Source organism: Blastococcus sp. TF02A-26 (assembly GCF_003319125.1).
Lineage (GTDB): Bacteria > Actinomycetota > Actinomycetes > Mycobacteriales > Geodermatophilaceae > Trujillonella.
Map to the genome: position 1 here is coordinate 70,463 of NZ_QOHG01000005.1, position 24,697 is coordinate 95,159.

Consider the following 24,697-nt stretch of genomic DNA (forward strand, 5'->3'; position numbering starts at 1 on the left):
CGCTCGAGCGCGGTTTCCGCACCCGAGCGACTCCACTAGCGTCGCCGCGTGAGGTCACCGCGGCACTGGGACGCCCGTCTGCATGCCGCCATCGGCGCGATCCCGGCCTCGCCCGCCGACCGCTGGCTGCGCCGGCTCTCCACGTTCGCCGACCGCGGCAAGCTCTGGTTCCTCGTCGCCGCGCTCATGGCGACCCGGAAGGGCGCTTCCCGCCGGGCGGCCATCCGCGGCGTGGGCTCGCTGGCCGTGACGAGCAGCGTGGTGAACGCGCTGCTCAAGCAGATCTTCGGGCGTCGCCGTCCGGACCTCGGGCTGCGCGACGAGACGCGGCTGCTGCGCCGGACGCTGACCACGCACTCCTTCCCCAGCGGGCACTCAGCGTCGGCCGCGGCCTTCGCCACCGGGGTGGCGCTGGAGAGCCCGCTGGCCGGAGCCGCGCTCGCGCCGGTGGCGCTCGGCGTCGGCTACTCGCGGGTGCACGTCGGCGTGCACTACCCGGGCGACGTCCTGGCCGGCTTCGCCGTGGGGACGGCGGTGGCGGCGGCCAGCCGCAAGTGGTGGGCGGTCCGGCCACGGACGCCGGCCCGGGTGCGTCCGGCGCTGTCGGCACCAGCGCTGACCGACGGCGAGGGGCTGTTCGTCGCGGTGAACCCGCGGTCGGGCGACGCGGAGTACGACCCCGCCTCCGACATCCGGCGGCTCCTGCCCCGGGCCGAGGTGCTGGAGATGTCGGAGGAGCGCGGGGTAGCCGAGCTGCTCGGGGAGCCGGCGCGCTCGGGCCGGGCTTCCGCCCTCGGGGTGGCGGGCGGCGACGGTTCGGTCGCCGCGGCTGCGGCGATCGCGCTGGAGTACGGCCTGCCGCTGGCGGTGATCCCGGCCGGCACGCTCAACCACTTCGCCCGGGACGTCGGGGTGGACACCATCGAGGAGGCCGCCGAGGCGGTGACCTCGGGTGCTGCGGTCAAGGTCGACGTCGCCTCGCTCAACGGGACGCCGTTCCTCAACACCGCGGCGATCGGCAGCTACCCGGAGATGGTGCGCCGCCGCGACGCGCTGGCGGGGCGGATGGGCAAGTGGGCGGCGATGACGGTGGCCGCAGCGCGGACGCTGCGCGTCGGGACGCCGGTGGAGCTCGCGCTGGACGGCCGTTACGTGAAGGTGTGGATCCTCTTCATCGGGAACTGCCTGTACACCCCGCGCGGGCTGGCGCCGGCGTGGCGGCCGCGGCTCGAGGACGGGCTGCTCGACGTGCAGTACCTGCGTGCCGACATCCCGTTCAGCCGCACCCGCGCGGTGCTCGGCACGCTGCTCGGCGTCTCCGACCGGGTGTCGGGCTACGCCGAGATGAACGGGACGTCGGTGAAGGTGCGCTCGTTGTCGGGTCCGCAGCCGGTGGCCTACGACGGCGAGATGGGCAAGCCCGCCACCGAGTTCTCGTTCACCAAGGGCGGGTCGCTGACCGTCTACTGCTGCCGGACGACCTGAGGTCCGGCAGCCGCTCTCGCGGGGTTGCTCGTGCTCTCGCGGTGCTGCAGCACCGCAAGAGCGCCGGTTCGACCGCAAGAGCGGGGCTTTGCGGGTGTTGCTCGTGCTTCGCGGGTCCTGCAGAGCCGGTAATGGGTGAGTTCGACCCCCAATGGGCCCGACCGCCGCACTCCTGCGGTGTTCCTCGCGCTCTCCGCGGTGGTGCAGCACCGCAAGAGCACGAGTTCGACCGCGAGAGCTGGCCCTTTGCGGGCGTTGTGAGGGCGTTGCGGGTCCTGCAGCGTCAGCAGCTCGCGAGTTCGACCTGCAATGGGCCCGATCGGGCGGTTGTCCACAGCGAGGACTGCGCTGGTCGAGGCGGGATGGCTAGTCTCCGCAGTCCGTGAGGACGGGGAGGCGGCGCATGGCAGCGGGGTCAGGCCGACGGACGACGGCGGGGCTCGGACTGGCCGCGGTACTGCTGTGCGGCTGCAGCGACGAGTCGAAGCCCGCCGAGACCCTGCCCAGCGCCAGTGACAGCCCGTCGACATCGGCCGAGGCGCTGCCGCCCCTGGGTCCGCCGGACTTCCCCGTCCCCGCCGAGGCCCGCGAGAAGACCCCGGAGGGCGCCCTCGAGTTCATTCGGTACTACATGCGCCTCACCGAGGAATCGGCCGAACGTCGTCTTGATCCTCAAACCCTCGTTGACCTCAGTCAAGGCTGCGGAATCTGCATCCAGATTTCTGAATCGATCGCTGGAGATCAGGCAGCCGGATACCGCTACGAGGCCACCTCGACGGATTTCCGCCCCAACGGACCGGGCATCCTTTCTGGGGACCAGGCTGAGGTTGCATTCGTCTACTCGCAGGGTCCAGTGACGGTTCTAGACGCCGCCGGCCAAGTGGTTGCAGCACGTTCGGCGCCAGCGACCGGCGAGCTGCAATCGGGGGCACAGCTCGTCTGGGACGCGCAGCGGAGCACATGGCTCGTGACGTCGCTGACCGTCGGATGAGGCTCCAGGCAGCGGGCGCTGCACTAGTACTGATGTTCATGGAGGTAGTGCTGGCTCCTGCAGCCGGCGCCTGCGTGTTGAGCGCATGCCCAGCGCCAGAAGTCAGTGCGGGTACCGGTGCTCTGGAAGCGACTTATGCAGTTCAGACGCCGGGAGGCCAGTGGGTCGCGAGCAACGCTGCTCCCGAGGCCCACCCCTACACGTACCGCCTTCTGACTCCCTGCGCGGCGGCGCAAGCAGCAGCTGAGCCGTGCCAGGACTCCGACGACCGGGCGTGTCCCAGCGGTCCGGAGCAGGTGGTCCGCGAGCTCGTCGTCCAGCAGCGTCGGGTCGTCGTCCCGGGGCTGCCGGAGATCGACGGTCTCCCGGTGCCAGCCGGCCTTCCGGCGGGAACACAGTTCGGGGACTGGCTCGCATCCCCGCGGGAGTGCGTCGACATCACGGCGCTGAATCCGGCGCCGTCGCCGGACGAGGTGTTCCGCTACTTCGAGCGGCTCCCGCTCCCCCAGCTCCCCACCCGCCAGCAACCACCGGGCGACGCCCTCGTCGGCCTGCCCGTCATCTTCTTCACCGACGGCCCGACCACGCAGACCTACAGCCTCGACATCCGCGGCTTCACCGTCGACATCGTGGCCACCGCGCAGGGCTTCACCTGGCACACCGGCGACGGCACGACGATGCAGACGACCGACCCCGGCGCCCCCTACCCCGCGCACACGATCACGCACGACTACGCCTCGGGCACCTACAGCGCCTCCCTCACCACGACGTGGGGCGGCACCTTCACCGTCGATGGCAGCGCCGCCGTCGACATCCCCGGGACCACGACCACCGACGGCCCGCCCGTCACCTTCGCCGTGGTCGAGGCACGCGCCGTCCTCACCAACCCCTACGACTGACCTACCGTGGTCGCCGTGCAGCTCTCCGCCGCGGTGGCCGACGTGGTCCGGTCACTCCTCGCCGACCGCGGGTGGTCGGGGCGGCAGCTGGCCCGCGAGACCGGCATCAACCAGGCGAGCGTGGCCCGCAAGCTCCGCGAGGACAGCCCGTTCGACCTCGACGACCTGCACGCGATCGCCCAGGCGCTGAGCGTCGACCTCACCGACCTGATCAGCGCCGCGACGCGACTGCTCGGCTGACCGCCGAGTCAGACCAGCTCGCGCTTCGACCCGCAGCCGGCACAGAGCTCGTACCGGCGCGCCTGTGCCCGGAAGGCCGGGTTGAGCCGGTGCACCCCCTGCCGGACACGGCGGGACTCGGTCACCGAGACGTCCTCGCTGCCGCACACGTCGCACGGGCGCGAGCCGGGACCGAGGCACTTCCTGCGTCTCCTCGTCTCCACGCGCTCATGCTGGCAGCACCCGGCCGCCGGCGGGAGACCTCCGGCTACGCCCGACGGCGCGCGAAGCGCCAGGTCAGGATCGCGGCCGCGACGGCGACGAACATCATGCCCACGCCGATCAGCGTGGTCTGCGTGGTGCCGAGCAGCACCAGCACGACGCCGATGACGACCACGGCGATCATCTCGACGGCGACCACCACCAGCAGCAGCCCGAGCAGCGCCTTCCCCATGGAGCCCAGGGTGCCGGGTTCCGGAGCCGACCGACAGAGGCCCTCACCCGCCGGGGCCAGATCCTGCGGCGGGCGAGAACCCTCACTACGGTCCGGGATGGGGTGTCCCGCCTGCTCAGGTGGGCATGAGGACACCGACACGGTCCCGTTCACGGAAGAGGTCTGCCCATGTTGGTCCGCCGGATCGCCCGGCCACTGCTCGCCGCTCCCTTCATCTACGGGGGGATCAGCACGCTGCGCAAGCCGCAGGATCGCGTGCCCGGCGCCGCCCCCGTGGTGGAGAAGATCGCCGACGCCGCCGACAAGCAGCTGCCGGTCGAGGTCCCCAAGGACGTCGAGCAGTGGGTCAAGGTCGACGCCGCCGTCAAGGTGGCCGCCGGCTCACTGTTCGCGCTGAACAAGGCCCCGCGCCTGACCGCGCTGGTGCTCTCGGCCTCGATCGTGCCGACGACGCTCGCGGGGCACCGCTTCTGGGAGCACACGGACCCGGAGGAGCAGTTCGGCCAGATCTCGAACTTCCTGAAGAACACCGGTCTGCTGGGCGGCCTGCTCCTCGCCGCCGTCGACACCGAGGGCAAGCCGTCCGTCGGCTACCGCGCCCGCAAGGCCGCCAAGCTCGCCGCCAAGGCGACCGAGGAGGGCTACGAGAGCGCCAGCAAGCGCGCGGCCAAGGCCCAGAAGAAGGCCGCCAAGCGCGCCAAGAAGGCCCAGAAGAAGGCGAAGAACTGACCGAGCCACTCCCGCCCGCGGCCGCGCTCCGGAGGATCGCCTTCCTCCTGGAGCGCGCCCGCGAGCCCTCGCACCGGGTCTCGGCCTTCCGCACCGCGGCGGCCGTGATCGACACCCTGGACGACGCCGAGCTCGACCGGCGGATCCGCACGAAGACGCTGACCGACCTCAAGGGCATCGGCCCGAAGACCGGCACCGCGATCGTGCAGGCGCACAAGGGCGAGGTGCCCGAGTACCTGGCCACGCTCGAGGAGGCGCACGCCGAGCTCGTCCCGATGGCCGACGACGTCGCCGCCTTCCGGGCACTGCTCAGAGGCGACCTGCACAGCCATTCGGACTGGTCCGACGGCGGCAGCCCCATCCGCGAGATGGCCGAGGCCGCGACGGCGATCGGTCACGAGTACCTCGCCCTGACCGACCACTCCCCGCGGCTGACCGTCGCCAACGGGCTGACGGCGGCGCGGCTGGAGAGGCAGCTGGACGTCGTCGCCGAGCTCAACGAGGAGCTCGCGCCGTTCCGGATCCTCACCGGCATCGAGTGCGACATCAACCTCGACGGCAGCCTGGACCAGACCGACGAGCTGCTGGAGCGGGTGGACGTCGTGGTGGCCAGCGTGCACTCCGACCTGCGGGCCGAGCGGTCGGTGATGACCGAGCGGATGCTCGCCGCCGTCGCCAACCCGCACACCGACGTCCTCGGCCACTGCACCGGCCGGCTGGTGATCGGCCGGAAGCAGCGCAACGGCACCCAGCGCCCCCGCCCGGAGAGCCAGTTCGACGCCGAGGCCGTGTTCTCCGCCTGCGTCGAGAACGGCGTCGCCGTCGAGATCAACTCCCGGCCCGAGCGGCTGGACCCGCCGCTGCGGCTGCTGTCGCTCGCCGTGGAGCTGGGCTGCGACTTCGCCATCGACACCGACGCGCACGCACCCGGTCAGCTCGACTGGCAGTCCAACGGCTGCGAACGGGCCGTGGCGACCGGCGTCCCGCCTGAGCGGGTCATCAACACGCTGACCGCGGACGAGTTGCTCGACCGGTCGGTCTGATCGACTTACGCGGCGGTGCTCGCAGCGGCGCCTGCCGACGCCCCCGTCGCACCGCGCAGCACTCGGCGTACGAGGAACACGAGCACGACGCAGCCCACACTGTGACCGAGCGCCAGTCCCCAGACCGCGCCGACGATCTCGTGCGACAGGGCACCTCCCAAGGCCAAGGCCATCGACAGAGGCGCCTGCACGAGGGTGGCTCGCAGCAGTACGTCGGCGCGACTCAATGCCTTGAGGGGCAAACCGGCGCAGAGCATCACCGCTTGCGCGCACTGCGTGACGCCGACCGGGAGCAGGACTTGTTGCGCCGTCTTCCATGAATCGCCGAGCAGTTCTCTGCCGACCGAGTCGGGCAGCAGGAGCAGAACGCCGACGACGGTCACACAGATGGCAACGCTGCATGCGGTGATGAGCAAGGTCGGCCGACCGAGCGCGCGAGGGCCCAGCGCGGCGAGACGTCGGGCGAGGAAGGGCACCACAAAGCTGACGATCGCGCCGAACAGCACCTGGATGGGCCCGAGAAGCGTCTGCGCGAACCGCATACCCCCGGTATCCGCAGTCCCGAGGATGACCAGGAGAAGCGTCGTGGTCAGCGCGAACCCACCCATGCTGATCGTGAATTCGCTGCCCAGACGGACACCGAGTGGCGCACTCTCCCGCAGCCACGCCAGACTCGCGCGCCATCCTCGCGGGGTACCGAACTGCCAGACCCCCAGCATCGCCCCGGCCCATGTGCCCAGCGCCCAACTGGCCATGTACCAGACCAGCTCGGTCGTCCCGGACCAGATGCACAGGCCGATGGCCGCCACCTCCACAACCATGCGGAGGCCGTCGTTGGCTGCCGCCTTCCGGGCGTCGCCCGAGGCGAAAGCAGCACTGCGCCAGCTGTCCTGCAGGAAGTGGCCCGGCAGCACGGCGGCGAGCAGGAGCAGGGCCGCCCCGATGTCACCTCGGACCGCCAGTGCTGCCGTCAGACACAGCATCGCGGCGACGAGCGCGACGAGCAGGCTGGAACCGGCGGCCCGACGAGCCGCTGCGGACCGTTCTCGTGCACCGGCCGCACTGAACCGGATGACGAACGGGTCGGTCGCGACACAGTGCATGATGCCCAGCGCGAGGCTGAAGAGCAGGAACGCATAGGCGAATGACCCAGCGACATGCTCGTTCACGGCCCTGGCCACCGCGATGGTGATCCCGAAGTTGGCGATGCTCGAGAAGACCTGGTCCACGGCCGTCCATGCGGCCTGGTGGAGGGAACTGCGCGCCGGCGAGGCGGCCTCGTTCGCGCCGATCACAGGCTCCCCTTCGGGGAGGACCTCGATGGGCCCACCGGAGAGACCCGATTCGCTGCGATCCGGCGCGTCGCCGCATGACGGCTTCACAGTGCCCGACCGCTCTCATCCGGTTTCTCCCGGTCAGCGATCATCGACGTGGCTGGTGTCGTCACCTACGTCGAGGTCCCAGCCGAGTCTCCGCACGGCACATCCCCGGGACGGTACTCGGTCCACCTGCTCACACGGCTGACGGCAGGCGTGTCCTGCAGCTCGGTGCCGGTCGTGTCCGACCGGCATTGAGCGCGCCGAGCGCCGCCCGATTCGCCCCACCCGAGCGGGGGAGACCGGACTTGTCAGGCGGCCGATGAGACCGCACGCTGACACGGCTGACACCACCATTCCGGTCACGCGCGCGACCATCTCTCGATCCGGTGCACTCGTGTCGGGCGGAATGGGAGATGAGGGGACGTGCATGTTGACTGGTCCGGCTGGGGCTCCCATGACCGGACGCCGACCCGTGGCCGTAGGCGCCGTCATCCCGTGCAAGAACGAGGTCGAGACGATCACGCGCTGTCTGGCCGCTCTCCGTGGCCAGCAGCCACCGCTGAGCCGGATCGTCGTCGTGGACAACGGCTCGACCGACGGCAGCGTGGAGTTGGCCAAGCAGTTCGCTGACACCGTGCTCGAGGTGCCGGACGGCAGCATCTCGGGCCTGCGCAACCGTGGAGCCGCTGAGCTGGCCGGTGTGGATGTGATCGCCTTCGTCGATGCCGACACCGAGGTCGGCAGCAACTGGTTGCAGGCCGGCCTCGAGGCCTTAGGAACCGGAGCCGACCTGGTCGGCTCTCGGACCCGGGCCGGCGATGACGCTCGCTGGGTGGCCCGGCGCTGGGCGGCCATCGAGGCGGCCCGGACACATTCGCGCTCGCGGGTGTGGAGCCAGCACATGCTCGTGCGAGCTTCCCGCTTCCACTCTGTCGGCGGCTTCGCCGACATCCCGACCGGCGAGGACGCCGACCTCTCCATCCGCATCGCCGAGGCCGGCGGCCCCGTGACCCTCGTGCCCGGGATGCAAGCCATTCATCACGGCTTCCCTGCGACGCTACGGACCTTCCTGCGCCGCGAACGCTGGCACACCCGTGCTCCGGGCTGGTTCCCCCGGATGGCACGCGGCAGTCAGATCCTGGTGGCCGCGGGAGCAGTCTGGAGCGGGGCCGGTGCGATTCTGGCCGTCGACGCACTCGTCCGGCGGAGGACCGGCCGCCTGCGGCTATGGGCGGCCACGTCGGCCATCGCCGTCCCTGCGCTGGGCACGACGACGTCACGCCGTCCGGCAGCCGTCCTCCAGGACGGCCTCCTGCTGAGCATCTGGACGGCGATTCGGGTCGCCCGCCTTCCGGCCGAGATGCGACACGACCGCATCGCCAGGAACGGTGGGTGAGCGGCTCACCCCGCCGGCTCCACCGTCCCGGTCGCGGCCCTTTCCCCCCGGCCGCCCGAGGGCAGGGCTCCTGACCCGAACGTCCGGGCGGCGCACTCCGCAAGCGTGTGGGGTGGGCGCCATCCCACCGTCGAGGTCAGCCGCGAGGGCGGGAAGGAGAGCGGCTTGAACCGGGCGTCGAACAGGTGGGTGTCGAACAGAGCCGGCAGTCGCGCCGGCCGCCCACTGAGGGCACGGATCACCCCGGCGGCTGCCACCCCGACGCCGCGGAGGGCCGCATGGGGCACCACGACGATCCGGCCGCCGTAGCCGGCCCGGTAGAGCTTCGCGTAGTCCAGCGGGGTGATCGGGAAGCCGTCGACGACGTTGTAGGTTCCTCCGTCCGCCCGCGGATCGCAGACCACCGTCGCGAACGCGTCGGCGCAGTTGTCGACGTGGGTCAGCGGCAGGGGCTTGCGGGAGCCGACGACGACCGTGGTGTCCCTGGCCCGCACGCCGACCCCCCACACCCAGTCGTTCCCCGGCCCCCACACGAAGCCGGGCCGCAGGACCGTCAGCGTCCACGGTGCACCGACCGCCGCCCGCCGGCACACCCGCTCCTGCCACAGCTTCGCTGCGGTGTAGCCGTCCCGGGTGTGGAGGTCCGCCTCGAGCGGACTGTCCTCGTCGAGGGAGCCGGAGACCTCGCTCCAGTCGTAGACGGAGAAGCTGCTGCACAGCACGAGGCGGCTGACGCCGCTGCCGGCCATGGCGGCGAGCAGGTGCTCGGTCGCCGTGACCGTCCCGGTGAACTGTGCGCCGGGTGAGCCGGCGACCACTGCGGCGAGGTGCACGACCGTCTCGACACCGTCGAAGAGCGCGGGAGACACCGGCCTGCGGAGGTCGCCGACGACCACCTCCGCACCCATGGCCGCGAGGTCGTCGTCCGGACGCCGGACGAGTGCCCGAGCGGTGAGGCCGCGGTCCCGGAGCGCGGCAACCACACGGCGCCCCAGAAAACCCCCGGCGCCGGTCACGAGCACGCTCACCGCAACTCCTCCACCTGATCGGTCAGCCCGGCGACGATACGGGCGGTGGCGTCCACGTCGTCCAACGAGAGCGGTGGCTCCGTTCCGTCCTCCAGGCTTGCGTAAAAGGCGCCGAGGAGGAACCAGAGTCCCTCGTAGCTCCCGGGAGCCGATGTCAACTTCCCCCACAGGGAGCGCGCCGCCGACGAGACGGTGCCCCTGGCCTCAGCGACTGCATTGGCGAGCGGTCGGAGAGGTGGCGGGCCGCCACGGAGCGAGTCGACGGTGAGGCGGCCCTCGTAGAGGTTGATGCGCGCCTGGGCGCGCTCGCCGAAGACGCTGACCCAGAAGCCGTCCGGGCCGGACCTGCTGCCGAAGCTCAGCGTCGCCAGTCCTGCGTCGGTCCGCACGGTCCCCACCATGTCGACGTACGGCACCGGCGTCCGACCGGCCTCGCCGGGCAGCCACGTCGCGTGGACGCCGGTGGGCTCGCCCAGGAACTCGTGCACCAAGGACGCCATGTGCGGCAGGAAGTCCGTGATGGGGCCACCCGGCAACTGCAGGGTCGGGTGCGGCAGGAACGGGTCCGCGAACGGGTGGTTGCTCCCGGCGATGCTCTGGAAGAAGCGGACGTCGATCTGGTGGACCGCTCCGAACTCACCTCCGCCTATAAGGCGCTGGACCTGCCGCACCTCCCGCGCGAAACGGTAGTTCTGGTTCTCGATCAGGCGCAGACCCCGGCTCCGCGCCTCGTCCCGGAGCCGCGACCAGCCCTCGTACGTCGGGGCGACCGGCTTTTCGACGACGACGTGAGCCCCTGCCTGAAGCGCGTCGAGGGCGATTCCCACGTGCGCGTTGGGCGGGGTGGTCACGTGCACCGCGTCGGGACGGGCGTCGGCGAGCATCGTGCCGGTGTCGGCATACCAGCAGCGCACGCCGAAGCGCTCGGCCGTCGCCTCGGCGCGAGCCGGGGAGAGATCGACGACCCCGACCACCTCGACATCCGGGAGCGACTTCAGGCAGGCCAGGTGCGTCTCGGCGATGGCCCCGGTTCCGACGACGGCGGCCCGGGTCACGCCGACTCCCTGCTAACGGTCATGACAGCGACCGCCTCCCTGCATCTGTCGGCAGCTCCTCGTCGATCGAGGGAGCTGACCCTAGTCACCGTCGTCGCCGGTTCCCGTACGTGGTGCGGTCGACCACCCGGAGGAGTGCTATAACCTCTCTTCCGTGCTCTGCTTTCCGGTCTCCTGGTCCTGCGGTGACGGCCAGCGCCGGCAGCAACCGCGTCGGAGCCCGCGCTGAGCGCCGAGAGCTCCGCCCCCGGGGCGCCGGATACCGAGGTCCAGGCGCCCTCCGGCCGCCGCACGGTCCGGCGAGGCGGCAGATCGTCCGGCAGGTGGCGCATCGTCGCGATCGTCGGTGCCGCGATCGTGCTCGGTGCCCTGGTGGCAGGGGTGGGAGCGGCCATGACCGGCCAGCAGTACACGGCATCGGCCGAGGTCCGCTGGGATCCGACCGGCCTGGAGACCGTGAGGGCGAGTGTCCCCAACTCGCCCGATGCGCTGGACCGTCAGGTCGCCGACCAGCGGGAGGTGGTCCTCTCGGACCAGGTCGTCAACAGCGCCGCCGACGAGCTCGGCATGGACCCGGAGGAGGTCCGCGACATCGTCGAGGTCGGCACCCAGGCCGGTAGCAGCGTGCTGACCATCAGCGCCACGGACGACGACGCCAGGCAGGCGGCCGCCGTGAGTGCGGCGATGACCACGGCCTACGTCGACTCCGCCCGCTCGTCCAGCGCGGGCGTCCTGGCCGATCAGGCCACGGTCCTGCAGGGCAGCATCGACCGGCTGCAGGACGAGGCCGCGGCGTTGAACGACGAGCTGGCGAGGGTCAACGCCGATCTGGCCACGATCCCCACGGCCTCCCCCGCCTACGGAGCCACCCAGAACCGGGCCACCCAGACCTCGAACCGCCTCGCCGACGTGGCGGCCCGGCTGTCGGACCTGACCGGCCAGCAGGACACGTTCCGCGCCTCCGCCGACCTCTACACCGGTCCGGCCTCCGTGCTCCGTGAGGCCGAGACCCCCGATAACCCCTCGTCGCTGTCCGTCCCCACGGCCGCGGTCCTCGGAGCGGCTCTCGGGCTGCTGCTCGGACTCTGCGCCGTCTTCTTCCTCTCCCGGCGGTGGAACGCCCCTGCCGAGGGCGGCCGGCCCACCGCCGGCGCGTGACACCGACCCCGGAGACCACCTCCGCCATGGATCCCGTGGCGCCCCGCACGCCCGCCACGTGGGAAGCGGCACGGGGCCGCGCGACCGCGCCCTGCTCCATCGCCCTACTGGTGGGCTCGGTCCTCCTCCAGCGGTTGGGGTTCAGCGTCGGGGGCGGCCAGATCCACCTGACGGTGCCGTTCACCCTGGTCGTCCTGGCCATCGGCATGCGCACCGGGGAGTTCCGCATCGTCGGCGCGAAATTGCGGGCGGTCGCCGTCATGTGGTTCGCCGCCGGCGTCTGCACGCTCCTGCAGGTGGCCGTCGGATTTACGCCCTCCCTGCTCTCGCTGGGCTTCGTCATCGTGCTCTACGCGATGCTCGCGTTCTCCGCCAGGCTCTCCCCCGCGGCCGTGGCCTCGGTGGAGCGGGTCTTCCTCGGCATGATGGCCGGCTTCGCCGTCGTCTCGGTCCTGCAGATGCTGGTGCAGTTCCTGGGCGTGCCCTACGAGGACCTGCTGCAGCGAGTCGTGCCCGAGTCCCTGCTGCTCAACGAGTACCACACGGCCGACCCGATCGCCTACGGCGAGTCGTTGCGCCGCTCCAACGGCGTCCTCTTCCTCGAGCCGTCGTTCTTGTCGATGTACCTCGGTCTGGCCGTGGCCCTGGCCGTCTACCGGCGACGCGGGTGGGTCCTGGTGACCGTGCTCCTCGTCGGTTTGGTGCCGCCGCTGGGTGGCAGCGGTGTGGTGGTCGCCGTTCCGGCTCTCGCCCTGCTGGCCCTCACCAGCGGCCGCCGCGCGCTCCTCACCATCCTGCCGGCGCTCGCGGTGGCCGTCCTCGTCGCCACCGTGACACCCCTCGGGGAGCGCTACATCGAGCGGTCCACCGAGGCGACGGACTCGCGTACCAGTTCGAGCTTCCGGCTCATCCAGCCGTACTCGGCGCTGCTCGGTCCCTCGGTGGACGGCCCGCTCGTCGCCGCGGTGGGCCATGGTGCCGGCAGCGCCAACGACTACCTGATCGCGGTCGGTACGCCCGAGGTGACCCAGCCGATCGTGCCGAAGGTCGTCTTCGAGTACGGCATGGTGGGGGCGCTGGGCATCCTGATGGTGCTGCTCGTGACCCTCGGCAAGGGTGTGCGGGCCAGGCCCTGGACGGCGGGGCTGCTCCTGCTCTACCTGTACGTCAACGCGTCGTTCCTGGAGAGCACCACCGTCTTCATGACCCTGTTCTGGATCTCACTGCTCCCGGCGGTGTCGGCGGATCACCAGAGCCGGCGGTAGGCCTCCGCCGAGTCCGGCATGCGCACGTCGTCGCCGAAGATCAGGAACCGGTTCCCGTAACGGTCGTCCTCGACGTTGAACAGGATCTCGTAGAGCACCTGCCCTGCACCGGTGCCGCCGTGCATGCTGAACCACTGGTACATCCCCTCCACGAAGGCCGGGGAGTCACCGAAGTCCGCATTGCCCGACCACTCGGACACGGCGAAGGGCAGTCCCATGTCCTCCGCGAACTGGCGGTGAGCCTCGAGCCCCTTGGGGGCGCCGTACTCGTCGACATCGTCGAGGCTCTCCTGGAACTCCTCGTCCGTGCCGGCGTAGGGGTACTGGTTGTAGTAATCCACGCCGAGGACGTCGACCTGGTTGGCGCCGGGGAAGGTCTCGCGCCAGTCGATGCCGGTCTCGACCGACTCCCGGTTGACGTTGAAGACCAGCAGGGACTCCGGGTAGATCTCCTGCTGCAGCGCCCTGAAGCGGTTCCAGGCCGCGCGGAAGTCCTCGGCCTCGGTGGAGTCGACCGACCACGGGTACCAGTCGCTGTTGCTCTCGTGGGCGAAGCGGATGTACGTCGCCCCACTCTTGTCCCCGCGGAATTCCTGGAGCCGGGTCAGCGACTCCCGCCAACGCTCGTCGTAGGCGCCGTCCGCGGCAGCCTCCCACGTCTCTCCGTCGTCGATGGCGCCGATCGCGATGTCGATCGGGCCGTCCCAGTCGGCCCAGTCCCCGCCCGGCGCCAGGTCCCAGAGCTCGACCATCGCCTCGTTGGTGTCCGACCACTGCCCGGCGATCTCCAGCGGCCGGCCGCGCCAGTCGGTGAACTCGCCGGAGACGGCCGCGTCCCCCGACGCGCCGGACAGCCAGACGCCGGTACCGGCCGGGCGATCACCGGCGCCGGGTCCTGCCGGGTCGCGCCCAGCGACCACGAACGCGGCGACGAGAGCCAGCGCGACGACGAGCACGCCCGCCCACAGCGCGGTGCGGCGGCGCCGCCGGGTCTCCGGGCGCTCCTCGGACCCAGCTGGCCGAGGGGCGGGGCGCGTCGATGTCGACATGGGTGTTTCCTCCCGGGGAGGAGCACCCGACCGGGACCGAGCCCGGAGCTGCGACGCCGAGGAGCGCCGTCGGGTACAGGTGGATGGGTCGATGGACGGCGCAGGGACATCCTCGACGAGCAGCACCGCTCGGCCCGTGGCCTACACCGTGACTGTAGGTGCGTACGGAGCCTCTCGCTACGTCGCAGCCGGCCCGTGGGCCCCATCAGCGGCCCGGACCGGCCGGCCCGCAACCCAGTGCGGTCAGATCACCGCGTAGCGCCGCACCCGCACCTTCTCCTTGGCCGCCTCCACGGTCCGGGCGGCCAGCGACCCCACGGTGAAGTCGATGATCCAGGCCCGACGAACGTTCTCGCCGAGATTCGGGCCGGCACCGTGCACCATGTGCAGGTCGTGCGCCGTGGCTCCGCCGAGCGGACAGGGGGCCTCGGAGACCTCCCTCTCGTCCACCTCGAGGTACTGCACCGTCTTGCCATCGGCCGTCGTCCGCGTCAGGTGCGGCCGCCGCCCGGCCCGGTGACTGCCCGGCACGTAGCGCATCGCACCGTCGGCCACCGCGGTGTCTTGGAAGGGCATCCACACGGCCAGCCGCTCGGCCCGGTCAGGGTCGTACCCCGAGTCCTGGTGCCACGAGGTGGTGCCCGCGAGGCCCGGTGGCTTGTAGATCGCGTGGTCGTACAGCGGGTAGGCGCCCGGTCCCAGCAACTGCCTCGCCAGGCCCAGCGCTGCCCGGAAGAGCGCCGTGCGACGCAGGGCCGGCGCCAGCGTCGAGACGGCGTTGATCTCGGGCAGGATCGGGTTGCTGCGGTTGGCCGAGCCGCCCAGATCGTGGGCGAACTGGGGCGGGATGGACGCGAACCGGTCGAACAGCTCGTCGAGCAGCGCGCGCGCGGCCGCGATCTCGGACTGCGCGACCCCGAGCGACGGCACGACGACATACCCGTCCTCGCTGAAGCGTTCCTGTACGGCCCGGGACTCGATGCCGTCGAGGGTCATGGCACCTCGCATGCTGACGGGGTCCGGCCCCGATCACCGGGATTCGGTGAACACAGCACGGACAGCTCGTGCACACGGTGTCACCGATGACGCGCCGACGCACCCCTTTCCGGTGTGAGGTAGGCGCTTCTCCCCCGGTCAGGGGCTAGAAGAGGTCCCGGTAGCGAGCCGCGGACAGCGGGAGACGTCCGCCGCCGAACAGCCGGTAGTCGTCGCCGTCCATGTCGACGTTGAACTGGATCTCGTAGAGCAGCTGACCGGCTCCGCCGCCGGCGTTCGCAGCGAAGAAATCGTGCATCCCTTGGACGAAGGCCGGCGAGTCACCCTTGCTGGCCTTGCCCGACCACTCCGACACGGCGAGCGGGAGACCGACGCTGCGGGCGAAGTCGAGGTGGGCCTGCAGCCCCTTCGGCGCGCCGTAGCCGTCCGTCTGCCGGACCGACGCTGCCCAGTCCGCCGCGCTGCTCACATAGGGGTACTGGTTGTAGTAGTCGACGCCCATGACGTCGACCTGGCCCGCTCCGGGGAAGGTCCGCCGCCAGTCGAAGCCCGTGCCCACGGACTCCCGGTTCACGCAGAAGACGAGCTTGGCGGCCGGGAAGATGCGCTGCTGGAGGGCGCGGAAACGACCCCACGCCGTGATGAAGTCGCGCTCCTCTCCGGCGGAGACCGACCACGGGTACCAGTTGCTGTTCATCTCGTGGGCGAAGCGGATGAAGACCGTGCCGGCCCGGGCGCCCCACGCGGCGCGCATGTTCTCCAGCGACTGCTGCCAGCGTGCGTCGTAGGCGCCGGTCGCCGCCGCGGCCCACGACTCGTCCGCGCTGATGGCGCCGATGGCGATGTCGATGGATTGGTCCCAGGCGCCGTACTCCTGCCCGGGATCCAGCGACCACAGCTCGATCTGACCCACGTTGCTGTCGGCCCAGGTCCCGGCGATGGGTACCGAACTCCCGCGCCAGGCAGCGAACTGCCCGTTCGCCACTCCCGTTCCGGAGGCCCCGGACAGCCAGGTGCCCGACGGCACGACAGGAGCGGCGCCGGCGGTCTGAGGAGCAGGTGATGCGACGGACGGCGGCACAGCCCCCGTGGCCACGGGTGCGGGGGCCCGCGCGGGCTCGTCGCTCGAGGGGTCCGCGGACGGCGAGATGGAGCCGGGGTCAGCCTCCGTGGACTCCGGCGGAGCGGCCGCCGGCGAGGAGGGCACGGCCTCGCTCGGTGTCCGGGGAGCCGTAACGGAGTCGGTGTCCGACGGAGTCGCTGCGGCCGAGGACCGTGCCGGGGCGGAGTCGTCCCCTTCGAAGGCCGAGGCGAGCGACAGCCCGCCGTCCGCGCAGGCGGCGACGGGGACCAGGACGGCCGCGACGGCCAACCCGGCGAGCAGCCGGCGCCTCGCGGGGGAGCGACGCGACGCACGGTGGACGGACATGGGGGATCCCTTCGGAGTATTTGGTCCCCAGGCGGAGCACGGCATCGTCTGTGACGTTTGACCCCTGCGCAGAGCGACCGCCCCATTACAGACTGCAAATTGCCGGCGCTCAAGACCCTGGAGTTACTAATCTGTGATCTGTCCGGTCCCGCCCGGAACGGTCTCTGCATCGTGACCAGCGCGGACCGCTCGCCCGATGCCGGACTGTGGCAGACGACACACTGCATCAGCTCACAAGCCCGTGCGCGTGGTGTGCGGGCAGCCGCCCCGCTACTTTGCGTGTGCAGTCCGCCACCGGAGGTCCCCAACGTGCGCAGCATCGTCGTCGCCAAGTTCGTGCCATGGCCACCGAACAGCGGGGACAAGCGCCGGACCCTCGGGATCGTCCGGGCGCTGCGGCAGCACGGTCCGGTGACCTTGTGCGCCTTCGAGGGCACCGACGAGGATCCCGAGCCGCTCCGGGCCGAGGGGATCGACGTCCAGACCGTTCCCTTGCGGCGCCGCCCGAGCGACCTCATCCGTTCGCTGCTGCGCAGCCGCTCCCTGACCGCTGCCCGGTTCTGGGACCGCGACCTCGCCTCGGTCGTCGCATCGGCCGCGACCTCCGACGCCGACGTGCTGGTGGTCGAGCACGTGCAGCTCCTCGACTACGCCCGGAGGGCGACGGCGGGCCTGCGCGTGCTCGACATGCACAACGTCGAGTCCCTCTTGATGGCCCGGATGGCCGCCGCGGCCCGGGGCCCGCGCCGCCTGGTCTACGCCGCCGAGTGCCGTGCGTTGCGCGCCCTCGAGCGTCGCGCCACCGGCGCGGACTTCGTCGCCGTGGTCAGCGACGCCGACCGGACGGCGCTGCGTCCGGTCGTGGACCACCCCCGCGTTGTCGTCGTACCCAACGCCTGGGACGAGCCGAACCCCCTCCCGCCCGCGGAGAAACCCGTCGTCAGCTTCGTCGCGCTCCTGTCCTGGGGACCGAACGTGCAGGCGGCCACGTGGTTCACCGAGCGCGTCTGGCCCCTCGTCGTCGACCGCCTCCCGGATGCACGCCTGCAGCTCGTGGGGCGCAACCCGACTGCGGAGGTGCGCGCCCTCGCCGGACCGACCGTGCGGGTGACCGGATCCGTTCCCGACCTCGACCCTTGGTACGCCCGCACCCGGGTCAGCGTGGCGCCGCTGCTGGCCGGCGGCGGATCGCGGCTGAAGATCCTCGAGTCGCTCGCCGCCGGCCGCCCGGTCGTCGCGACGACGATCGGCGCGGAGGGACTCGAGGACCTCGTCGGCCGGGGCGTCCTGGTCGAGGACGCCCCCGAGCGGATGGCCGCCGCCCTGGTCGACCTGCTCACCGACCGGAGGACCGCCGAGGCGCTCGGGCGTCGCGGAGCGGAGGCGGTCGCTGCCGACCACAGCTGGACGGCCGCGGTGCGCCCGCTGTTGGACGAACTGACCCCCGGACGGGGGAACGAGGCCGGCTGAAGGGTGCATCACACCAGGCGCGGGCGTTCTCGCCGGTAACCTCCAGGGGTACTGCCCGAGGAGGATCATGACGACCGTCGCCCCGGCGGACGGCGCGGCGGCGCCCGTCCGCGTGTCCGTCATCGCCCCCGTGCGCAACGAGGCCCACAACATCCCCCGGGTCCTCGCGATGATCTCAGCCCAGACGCTGCCGCCGGACGAGGTCGTGTTCGCCGACGGGATGTCCGAGGACGGGACCCGAGACCTCCTCGTCGCGGCCGACGACCTGCCCGTGCGAGTCGTCGACAACCCCGACCGGATCGTCCCCGCCGGGCTGAACCGCGCGCTCGAGGCCTGCACGGGAGACGTCGTGGCCCGGATGGACGCGCACGCCCAGTACGCGCCGGACTACCTCGAGCAGGTCGTCGGCTTCCTGGCCGACCACCCGGAGGTCGCTGCCGTGGGCGGGTCCATGGCCACGGCCGGTCGCGGCCCCTGGGGCCGCGCCATCGCCGCCACGTTGTCCCGCCCTTTCGGACTGGGCGGCGCCCGTCACCGGGTGGGCGGGGACGCCGGGCCGATCCAACACGTGTTCTCCGGGTGCTACCGGCGCCGGGCACTGGTCGCCGCCGGCGGTTGGGACGAGCGGTTCGCGGCGAATGAGGACTTCGAGGCGGACCTGCGGATCGCCGCCGCCGGGGGGGCGGTGTGGCTACACCCCGAGGCCACCTCGACGTGGTTCGTCCGGGAGTCGCTCCCGGCGCTGGCCCGGCAGATGTGGCGCTACGGCTATTACAAGGCGCTCACCCTGCGGCTGCACCCGGACTCGTTGCGGCCGCGACAGCTGGTGCCGCCCGCCGTCGTGGCCGGCCTCGTCGTCGCCACGGCAGCGCGCCCCAGGCTCGGGGCCGCTCTCGCCCTCGCCTACGCCGTCGCCGGTGGAGCACTCGGCGCCCGTGCCGCGGCGGCGGACGGCGCCGCACCGTGGCGCGGCGCGCTCGTGCCTCCCGTCGTGCATCTCTCCTGGGGAGCGGGGCTCCTGGCCGGCGTCGGTCGCTTCGCCCGAACCTCGGACCGGACGGCCGTTCCCTCGCTGCGAGAGTCGGCCGGCGCATGACCGCGCCCGAGGAGAACCAGCGGGTGGACCTGGTGTCGGCCCTGCGTCAGGGGTGGCTGTGGATCGTGGTCCTGACGGTGCTGGGCGCCCTGCTGCTCGCTGGCGCGCAGTTGCTGCGCCCGCCGGTCTACAGCAGCTCGGCGGACGTCGTCTGGCAGGCCGAGGGTGGCCAGGTGTTGCCGGTCCTGCCCGTCGCCGACAACGGTGACCCCGAGCGTCAGCTCAGCACGCAGGCGCGCCTGATCGTCGGCGACGTCGTCATGGAGGCAGCCGCCGACGCCGCCGGAGTGGATGTCGACGACCTCCGTGAGGCCACCGAGGTCGAGGTGCAGGAGAGCAGCAACGTGCTGGTCGTCGCCGTCACCGCCGGCACCGCCGAGGAGGCGCAGGAAGGCGCGGCCGCGGTCGTGGAGGCCTACGTCGACGACAACCGCGAGCGCGGCGTGGCGTCGCTGACGGCCCAGGCCGATGCCCTGCAACCCCGGATCGACGCCCTGACCAGCCAGCTCGACGACATCGCCGCGCAGGAGGCCGACATCCTGGACGTCCCCGGCGGTGTCCTGGACCCGACGACGGGCGCCCGCCGGGACGCGCTGGTCGAGCAGCTGGCCGTGGCGACCGACCAGCAGGACCAGCTGCGCACGTCCGCGGCCCTCTATGCCGGTCAGGCGTCCGTGATCTCCGGCGCGACCCTGCCGGAGGCCCCGTCCTCGACCTCGCTGCCGGTCGCGACGGCGTTGGGGGCGGCACTCGGCCTCGTCGCCGGGGTCCTGCTGGCGATCGTGCTCGCCACCCGGCGCAACCACCGTCCCGGGGGAGAGACCGTCGCCGGCGTGCCGGCCGGCACCGACCCCCGGCCCCGGGCGGGGGCCGGGACGAAGCCGGGGACCAAGCCCGGCACCAAACCCCAACAGGACCGGCGCTCCGCGTGAGCACGCCGCTCGCGGTACGTCGCGCCCGCCGGGTCGTGGTCGTGCTGCTGGCGGCCACCCTGCTCACCCAGCGCCTAGCCCTCCCCCTCGGCGCCGACCAGCTGCCCTTGTCGCTCCCCCTGGTGCTGGGAGTGCTGGTCATCGGCGTGGCGAGCGGCGCCCTGCGGATCGACCTGGCCGGGCTGAGGCTCTACGCCCTAGCCATGGGCGCTGTGGTGGTGTCCACGCTGGTGGTGCTCGCCCTGGGCAGCTCACCGTCGCTGATGTCCCTGGTCTTCCTGCTGGCGATCTACACCGTCGCCGTCGTGCGGTCACCGGTGGCGCCCGGCTTGCTTGCGGACACCACCCACCGCGCCTACCTCGGGATCATGACCGGCGCGGCAGTGGTGAGCCTCGGGCAGGTCGTGATCCAGTACCTCGGGGTCCCGTACCAGGACTACCTGTTGCGGATCGTCCCGCCGGAGTTCGTGCAGCAGGGCTACGCCACCGGCGACCCGCTGATGTACGGCTCGGACCTGCACCGCACCAACGCCGTGCTCTTCCTGGAGCCGTCGTTCCTCGGGTACTTCCTGGGCATCGCCGTCGTCATGGCACTGGCCCGGCACTGCTCGGCCTGGCGGGTCTGCCTGCTGGTCGCCGGCGCCGTGCCGTCGCTGGCGGGCAACGCCATCGTGGTCGTCCTCGCCGGCGTGGCCGTCCTTGCTGCCGGGCCCCTCCGGCGCAGGCTACGGGGCCTGGTGCCGGTCCTGGCGGTCGTCCTCGTCGTGGCCGTGGCCACGCCGCTGGGTGACCTGTACTTCGAGCGCAGCACCGAGATCTCCGGCGAGGACAACAGCACCACGCTACGACTCGTCGACCCGTACGAGATACTGCTGCCCGCCTGGTGGTCGACGCCCGAATCGGTGCTCGTGGGCAGCGGAGCCGGCGCGGCCACGGAGGTCATCAACACCACGACCGAGCAGGCGGTCACCACCCCCGTGATCCCGAAGCTGCTCGTCGAGTACGGGATCCTGGGCGCCGTCCCGGTGCTGCTGTTCCTCGGCTGGGCCCTGGTGGGCAACCCGCGGACGCGGCCTTGGTCACCAGGTCTGCTGATCGGCTTCTTCGTGGTCAACGCCGCGCTGCTGCAGGTGACCTTCGCCGTCGGCACCATCCTGCTGGCTCGCCTGGTGCCCGGAGTGCCCCGGCCCGGCGCTCCGCCGCCGGTGCCCGACGACCCGGGGGACGGCGGGGCGGCCGCACCCGGCGATCAGGCCCACCTGACCGCGGGAGCACGCGGCTAGGGTCGCCGCATGCGTCTCCAGGTGCTCTACCGGACCCATCCGGGCTCGAACACGAAGTCCCGGCCGTCCTGGTTCGACCGGCGCGCCGCGTGGGAGTCGCTGACGGCGAGCCTGGCGGCAGTCGAGCACAGCGCTGTCACCGTCGTGGTCGACGGCGGACTCCCCCGGGAGCTGGTCGAGGCCATCGGCCGGGAACACCGGCAGGTCACGGTCCGGGGAGGCCGGGCGTCGACGAGCTTCCGCTGCGCCCTGGCAGTCGGGCGCGAGATCAGCCGCACCGCTCCCGACGACACGCTGGTCTGGTTCGCCGAGGACGACTACCTGTACCGGCCCGATGCGATGCCCTCCCTCGTGGCAGCCGTCGGCGCCCTCCCCGACGTCGACTACTTCACTCTGTTCACGCCGGACGACTCCGCATGGCACGCCTCGCACCCGAGCCAGCCCGACCACCGGGTGCCCGCCCTCCCCGGTGGCCCGGTGCACGCCGGTGGGCACCGGTGGCAGCGGATCGCGAAGACCACCTCGACCTTCGGCGTGCGCGCCCGGGCACTCCGCTCCGACAGGTGGCTGCTGGACCTCGGCAGCCGGGTGGGCGCACCATTCGACACGGCGACGTGGCACGCGCTCCAGCGGCTCCGGCCGTTCCCGTGGCGACATCTGCTCTCCGACCTCGACCCGGCGGCCTCACGACGTGGCACGGCGAAGGTCGTCGCCAAGCCGGCCATGCGAGCCGTGCTCAACACCGCGGGACTGGTCAGCCGGCCCCGGGTGCTCGTCGCGCCGGTCGACGACCTCGCCGTGCACATGGAGGTCGAGCACCTGTCCGGCGGCACGGACTGGGCGGCGCTCGCTCGGCAGGTGGAGACCGCCCACGGCCTCGGGCCGCACCAGGGCGGCTGACCGCCGCTGCCCTACGAGGCGGGCGCCCCCGCTCGGAGCAGGCCGGAGAACAGGCGCTCGTAGCCGTCCAGCATCCGCTCGGGGGTGAAGGAGCGGGCCACCTCACGGCCCTGAGCGGCGATCCGTCGGCGTGCGTCGTCGTCCTGGACCAGGTCCACGAGCGCCCGGCCGATGTGCTCGGACGTGGCCAGGACCAGCCGCGCGTCGACGCGGTCGGTGAGATGGTCGGCCCCGAAGCCCACGAGCGTGGTGACCGCCGCGAGCCCGAAGGACATGGCCTCGGGCAGAGCCAGGCCGAAGCCCTCGGACAGGGACGGGAACAGGAAGACCTGGCTCTCGTTCATGAGCCGGATCTGCTCGGCCCGGCTCACGCGGGGCAGCACCGTCACCGCCTGGCGGTCCTCGGGCGCGAAGTGGCCGGCGATCTCGGCCTGGGACTTGCCCGTGCCACCGACGACGAGCCGGGCGTCGGGGCATGCCGCACGGAGCATCCGGAAGGCCGCGGGCACGTACCAAGAGCCCTTGCGGGTCTCCCAGGTGCCGAACCAGAGGACCTGTCCCGGGACCCGCTGGTCCAGCGGCCTGATCTCCGCGCTCCTCGCCAGCAGCTCCGGATGGACGGCCGCGGGGATGTGCACCACCTCACCCCTGGACCGGAGCTGGCCGAGATCACGCAGGTTCTGCACCACGGTGATGTCGGCTGCGGCCACGCCGGCGTACTCCCAGCGGTCGGCGAAGGGGGCGGTGATGAGCCGGTAGGCCAACGAGGCGGGGAAGTGGCCGAGCCGAGCCTCCGCGAGGGTAACGCCGTGGTCGTAGATGGCCATGCCGTGGACGTGGCTCACCAGCGCCGGACGCGGCCCGTCGATCGCTCTCAGCCGCCGGAAGAGCGGATAGCCCATGCCGGAGGAGCTCATGACGAGGTCGTAGGACTCCGGGTGTGCGCGGACGGCGGCCCGGCTGAGCCACTGGGGCATGGCCAGGCGGTCGACGAGCAGCCTCGGAAACGGCCGAGCGGGGATGTCGTAGTCCTCCTGGTGCCGGACGTCGACGTCGTGTCCTCTCGCGGTGAGGCCGTCGTGCAGCAGGTGGTAGATGCGCGAGGCGCCGCCGTCGGGGTCGTTCGGCGAGTGCGAGAGCAGCAGGATCTTCACACGGTCTCCTTCGGAGTATGGGCGCCCGGAGCGCGGTCGTCCGGATCGGCCGCCGACTCCTTCCGCCCGAGCGCGACGGCGCGCGCGAACAGGAACCAGCACAGCGGCAGGACTGACGCACCGGCCACGACGAAGCCGAGGGCCGCACCGGGCGCACCGGCGGTCTGCGCGCCGATCGTGGACAGGATTAGGATGAGGGGGCCGAGCACCGCGTTGACCCACACGCTGTAGGAGACGCGGTTGAGGGCCCGCATGACGGCGGTCGCGCCGACGGATGCGCCGGTCAGGCAGGTGAACGCGATCATCGCCGGCAGGGTGTCGCGCGCACTGGCCCACGTCTCCCCCAGCAACGCCTCCCCCGCGGCGTCCGGCAACAGGAGGAGCACCGTGCCCCAGAGCGCGTCGACGACGACGAGGACGACGCTGACGGCGATGCCGACACGGATCAGCTGCGGCCGGGGTGGACTGCGGCGCACGAGCTCGGGGATCACGAACGAGGCGACGGCGAAGCCGACGATGTTCAGTGGACCGAGGAGGGTCTGGGCGGCTCGGAGCGCCCCGACGGCGTCCACGCCGCCGAGCGCCGCGATGAGCACGAACGCGAGTTGGACCGCGCCGAGGATGACGAGCGCGTTGAGCGTCGAGGGCAGGCTGACGTCCCGGTGGTCCCCGAGCCAGCGGGCGGCTGTGCCGAACGTGGGCTGCCGACCGTTCTGACGTGCGCCGACCAGTGCCGCCACGAGCGCCGCGCCGGCCCACGCGAGCACGAAGGGGACCGCCCGGTCGGCTCCCGCAACCAGCAGGACCGTCACGGCGACGGCCTGGAGGACCGTCCACAGCAGGTCGTTGACGAAGGCGTCGCGCGGAATGCCCTGTGCCACGAACGCCGTCCGCCACATGTCCTGCAGCACGAGCGCGGGCAGCAGGACACCCACGGCGATCAGCACCCCTCGAAGCGACGGGTACACCAGTGCGCCGGCGGCGATCGTGAGCAGACCGGCCACAGCACCGGCGGCCACCGCCACGCCGCCGGCCGCTGCCGCCGCACGCATCTGGGTCGCCCGTGCGGCGCCCGCGAAGCGGATGACGAGGACCTGTCCGCACGGCCCCTGCGCGGTGGCGATGACGAAGCTGTACACCGAGAAGGCGAGCGCGAAGGCGCCGAACTCCTCCCCGGAGACGACCCGGGCGATGACGAAGGTGAGCCCCGCGTTGGCGAGGCTCGACACCGCCTGGTCGGCGATGACCCACATCCCGCGGTTCCGGACTCGCGCGATCCGCTCCGCCGGCTCGTCGGGGACGACCTCGGTCATGCGGGCCGAGCGCCGCCGGGCGGCCACGCTCCGG

At 72.0% G+C, this 24,697-nt stretch carries 23 protein-coding genes; 14 read left to right on the forward strand and 9 right to left on the reverse strand.

Annotated elements, in window-relative coordinates:
• The first annotated feature begins 48 nt into the window (after positions 1-48).
• The 4 genes from DQ240_RS07175 (at position 49) to DQ240_RS07190 (ending at position 3,615) form a co-directional block, all read left to right on the forward strand.
• Positions 49-1,485 carry a bifunctional phosphatase PAP2/diacylglycerol kinase family protein gene (locus tag DQ240_RS07175; RefSeq protein ID WP_113838943.1) on the forward strand — a complete coding sequence of 479 codons (1,437 nt, stop codon included), beginning with the start codon at positions 49-51 and terminating at the stop codon, positions 1,483-1,485.
• 403 nt (positions 1,486-1,888) lie between these two features.
• Positions 1,889-2,476: a hypothetical protein gene (locus tag DQ240_RS07180; RefSeq protein ID WP_113838944.1), complete on the forward strand. Its 588-nt coding sequence runs from the start codon at positions 1,889-1,891 to the stop codon at positions 2,474-2,476.
• A 296-nt stretch (positions 2,477-2,772) separates the two neighbouring features.
• The gene (locus DQ240_RS07185; RefSeq protein ID WP_233498571.1) at positions 2,773-3,375 is read left to right on the forward strand and encodes a hypothetical protein; all 603 of its coding nucleotides are present in this window, start codon (positions 2,773-2,775) and stop codon (positions 3,373-3,375) included.
• 15 nt (positions 3,376-3,390) lie between these two features.
• The gene (locus tag DQ240_RS07190) at positions 3,391-3,615 is read left to right on the forward strand and encodes a helix-turn-helix transcriptional regulator (RefSeq protein ID WP_158548563.1); all 225 of its coding nucleotides are present in this window, start codon (positions 3,391-3,393) and stop codon (positions 3,613-3,615) included.
• A gap of 247 nt (positions 3,616-3,862) precedes the next feature.
• Here DQ240_RS07190 and DQ240_RS07195 read toward each other — a convergent pair whose 3' ends face one another.
• Positions 3,863-4,048 carry a hypothetical protein gene (locus DQ240_RS07195; RefSeq protein WP_113838947.1) on the reverse strand — a complete coding sequence of 62 codons (186 nt, stop codon included), beginning with the start codon at positions 4,046-4,048 and terminating at the stop codon, positions 3,863-3,865.
• A 168-nt stretch (positions 4,049-4,216) separates the two neighbouring features.
• On the opposite strand from DQ240_RS07195, the gene DQ240_RS07200 reads away from it, so the two are divergent.
• Together DQ240_RS07200 and DQ240_RS07205 are read left to right on the forward strand one after the other, a co-directional pair.
• Entirely contained in the window at positions 4,217-4,777 is a 561-nt protein-coding gene (locus DQ240_RS07200) for a DoxX family protein (RefSeq protein ID WP_113838948.1), read from the forward strand.
• Positions 4,774-5,820 (forward strand): PHP domain-containing protein, encoded by a 1,047-nt coding sequence (locus tag DQ240_RS07205; RefSeq protein ID WP_113839120.1) that lies wholly within the window; start codon positions 4,774-4,776, stop codon positions 5,818-5,820. Before DQ240_RS07200 ends, DQ240_RS07205 begins: the two co-directional genes overlap by 4 nt.
• A 5-nt stretch (positions 5,821-5,825) precedes the next feature.
• On the opposite strand, the gene DQ240_RS07210 is transcribed toward DQ240_RS07205, so the two are convergent.
• Positions 5,826-7,115 (reverse strand): hypothetical protein, encoded by a 1,290-nt coding sequence (locus DQ240_RS07210; RefSeq protein WP_113838949.1) that lies wholly within the window; start codon positions 7,113-7,115, stop codon positions 5,826-5,828.
• A gap of 478 nt (positions 7,116-7,593) precedes the next feature.
• Here DQ240_RS07210 and DQ240_RS07215 point away from each other — a divergent pair, with 478 nt between their 5' ends.
• On the forward strand, positions 7,594-8,535 hold the full coding sequence (locus DQ240_RS07215; RefSeq protein WP_158548565.1) for a glycosyltransferase family 2 protein: 942 nt from the start codon (positions 7,594-7,596) through the stop codon (positions 8,533-8,535).
• A 5-nt stretch (positions 8,536-8,540) separates the two neighbouring features.
• Here DQ240_RS07215 and DQ240_RS07220 read toward each other — a convergent pair whose 3' ends face one another.
• On the reverse strand, positions 8,541-9,563 hold the full coding sequence (locus DQ240_RS07220; protein ID WP_158548567.1) for an NAD(P)-dependent oxidoreductase: 1,023 nt from the start codon (positions 9,561-9,563) through the stop codon (positions 8,541-8,543).
• On the reverse strand, positions 9,560-10,618 hold the full coding sequence (locus tag DQ240_RS07225) for a Gfo/Idh/MocA family protein (RefSeq protein ID WP_113838952.1): 1,059 nt from the start codon (positions 10,616-10,618) through the stop codon (positions 9,560-9,562). The genes DQ240_RS07220 and DQ240_RS07225 overlap by 4 nt, the downstream gene beginning before the upstream one ends.
• Positions 10,619-11,011: 393 nt before the next feature.
• Between DQ240_RS07225 and DQ240_RS07230 the strand changes: the two genes are divergently transcribed.
• Positions 11,012-11,776: a hypothetical protein gene (locus tag DQ240_RS07230; RefSeq protein ID WP_147261949.1), complete on the forward strand. Its 765-nt coding sequence runs from the start codon at positions 11,012-11,014 to the stop codon at positions 11,774-11,776.
• 110 nt (positions 11,777-11,886) lie between these two features.
• The gene (locus DQ240_RS07235; protein WP_113838954.1) at positions 11,887-13,041 is read left to right on the forward strand and encodes a hypothetical protein; all 1,155 of its coding nucleotides are present in this window, start codon (positions 11,887-11,889) and stop codon (positions 13,039-13,041) included.
• Here the strand turns inward: DQ240_RS07235 and DQ240_RS07240 are convergent.
• The 3 genes from DQ240_RS07240 to DQ240_RS07250 form a co-directional block, all read right to left on the reverse strand.
• On the reverse strand, positions 13,023-14,090 hold the full coding sequence (locus DQ240_RS07240) for a glycosyl hydrolase (protein WP_113838955.1): 1,068 nt from the start codon (positions 14,088-14,090) through the stop codon (positions 13,023-13,025). The genes DQ240_RS07235 and DQ240_RS07240 overlap by 19 nt on opposite strands.
• A gap of 243 nt (positions 14,091-14,333) precedes the next feature.
• The gene (locus DQ240_RS07245; protein WP_158548569.1) at positions 14,334-15,086 is read right to left on the reverse strand and encodes a phytanoyl-CoA dioxygenase family protein; all 753 of its coding nucleotides are present in this window, start codon (positions 15,084-15,086) and stop codon (positions 14,334-14,336) included.
• Positions 15,087-15,231: 145 nt separating this feature from the next.
• Positions 15,232-15,999, reverse strand: coding sequence for a glycosyl hydrolase (locus DQ240_RS07250; RefSeq protein ID WP_113838957.1), 768 nt, complete (start codon positions 15,997-15,999; stop codon positions 15,232-15,234).
• A gap of 825 nt (positions 16,000-16,824) precedes the next feature.
• Here DQ240_RS07250 and DQ240_RS07260 point away from each other — a divergent pair.
• The 5 genes from DQ240_RS07260 to DQ240_RS07280 all read left to right on the forward strand — a co-directional run bounded on the left by DQ240_RS07260 (position 16,825) and on the right by DQ240_RS07280 (position 22,196).
• Positions 16,825-17,985, forward strand: a complete 1,161-nt coding sequence (locus tag DQ240_RS07260) for a glycosyltransferase (protein WP_113838959.1) — start codon at positions 16,825-16,827, stop codon at positions 17,983-17,985.
• Positions 17,986-18,052: 67 nt separating this feature from the next.
• A complete protein-coding gene (locus DQ240_RS07265; RefSeq protein ID WP_113838960.1) occupies positions 18,053-19,081 on the forward strand; it encodes a glycosyltransferase family 2 protein in 1,029 nt (342 codons plus the stop codon).
• A complete protein-coding gene (locus tag DQ240_RS07270) occupies positions 19,078-20,013 on the forward strand; it encodes a Wzz/FepE/Etk N-terminal domain-containing protein (RefSeq protein WP_113838961.1) in 936 nt (311 codons plus the stop codon). Before DQ240_RS07265 ends, DQ240_RS07270 begins: the two co-directional genes overlap by 4 nt.
• On the forward strand, positions 20,010-21,296 hold the full coding sequence (locus DQ240_RS07275; RefSeq protein ID WP_113838962.1) for a hypothetical protein: 1,287 nt from the start codon (positions 20,010-20,012) through the stop codon (positions 21,294-21,296). The genes DQ240_RS07270 and DQ240_RS07275 overlap by 4 nt, the downstream gene beginning before the upstream one ends.
• Positions 21,297-21,305: 9 nt before the next feature.
• Positions 21,306-22,196: a hypothetical protein gene (locus DQ240_RS07280; RefSeq protein ID WP_113838963.1), complete on the forward strand. Its 891-nt coding sequence runs from the start codon at positions 21,306-21,308 to the stop codon at positions 22,194-22,196.
• Positions 22,197-22,207: 11 nt separating this feature from the next.
• Here DQ240_RS07280 and DQ240_RS07285 read toward each other — a convergent pair whose 3' ends face one another.
• Together DQ240_RS07285 and DQ240_RS07290 are read right to left on the reverse strand one after the other, a co-directional pair.
• Complete coding sequence (locus tag DQ240_RS07285; protein ID WP_113838964.1) at positions 22,208-23,350, reverse strand: glycosyltransferase family 4 protein; 1,143 nt, start codon at positions 23,348-23,350, stop codon at positions 22,208-22,210.
• A complete protein-coding gene (locus DQ240_RS07290) occupies positions 23,347-24,690 on the reverse strand; it encodes a hypothetical protein (protein ID WP_113838965.1) in 1,344 nt (447 codons plus the stop codon). The genes DQ240_RS07285 and DQ240_RS07290 overlap by 4 nt, the downstream gene beginning before the upstream one ends.
• Positions 24,691-24,697: the final 7 nt, after the last annotated feature.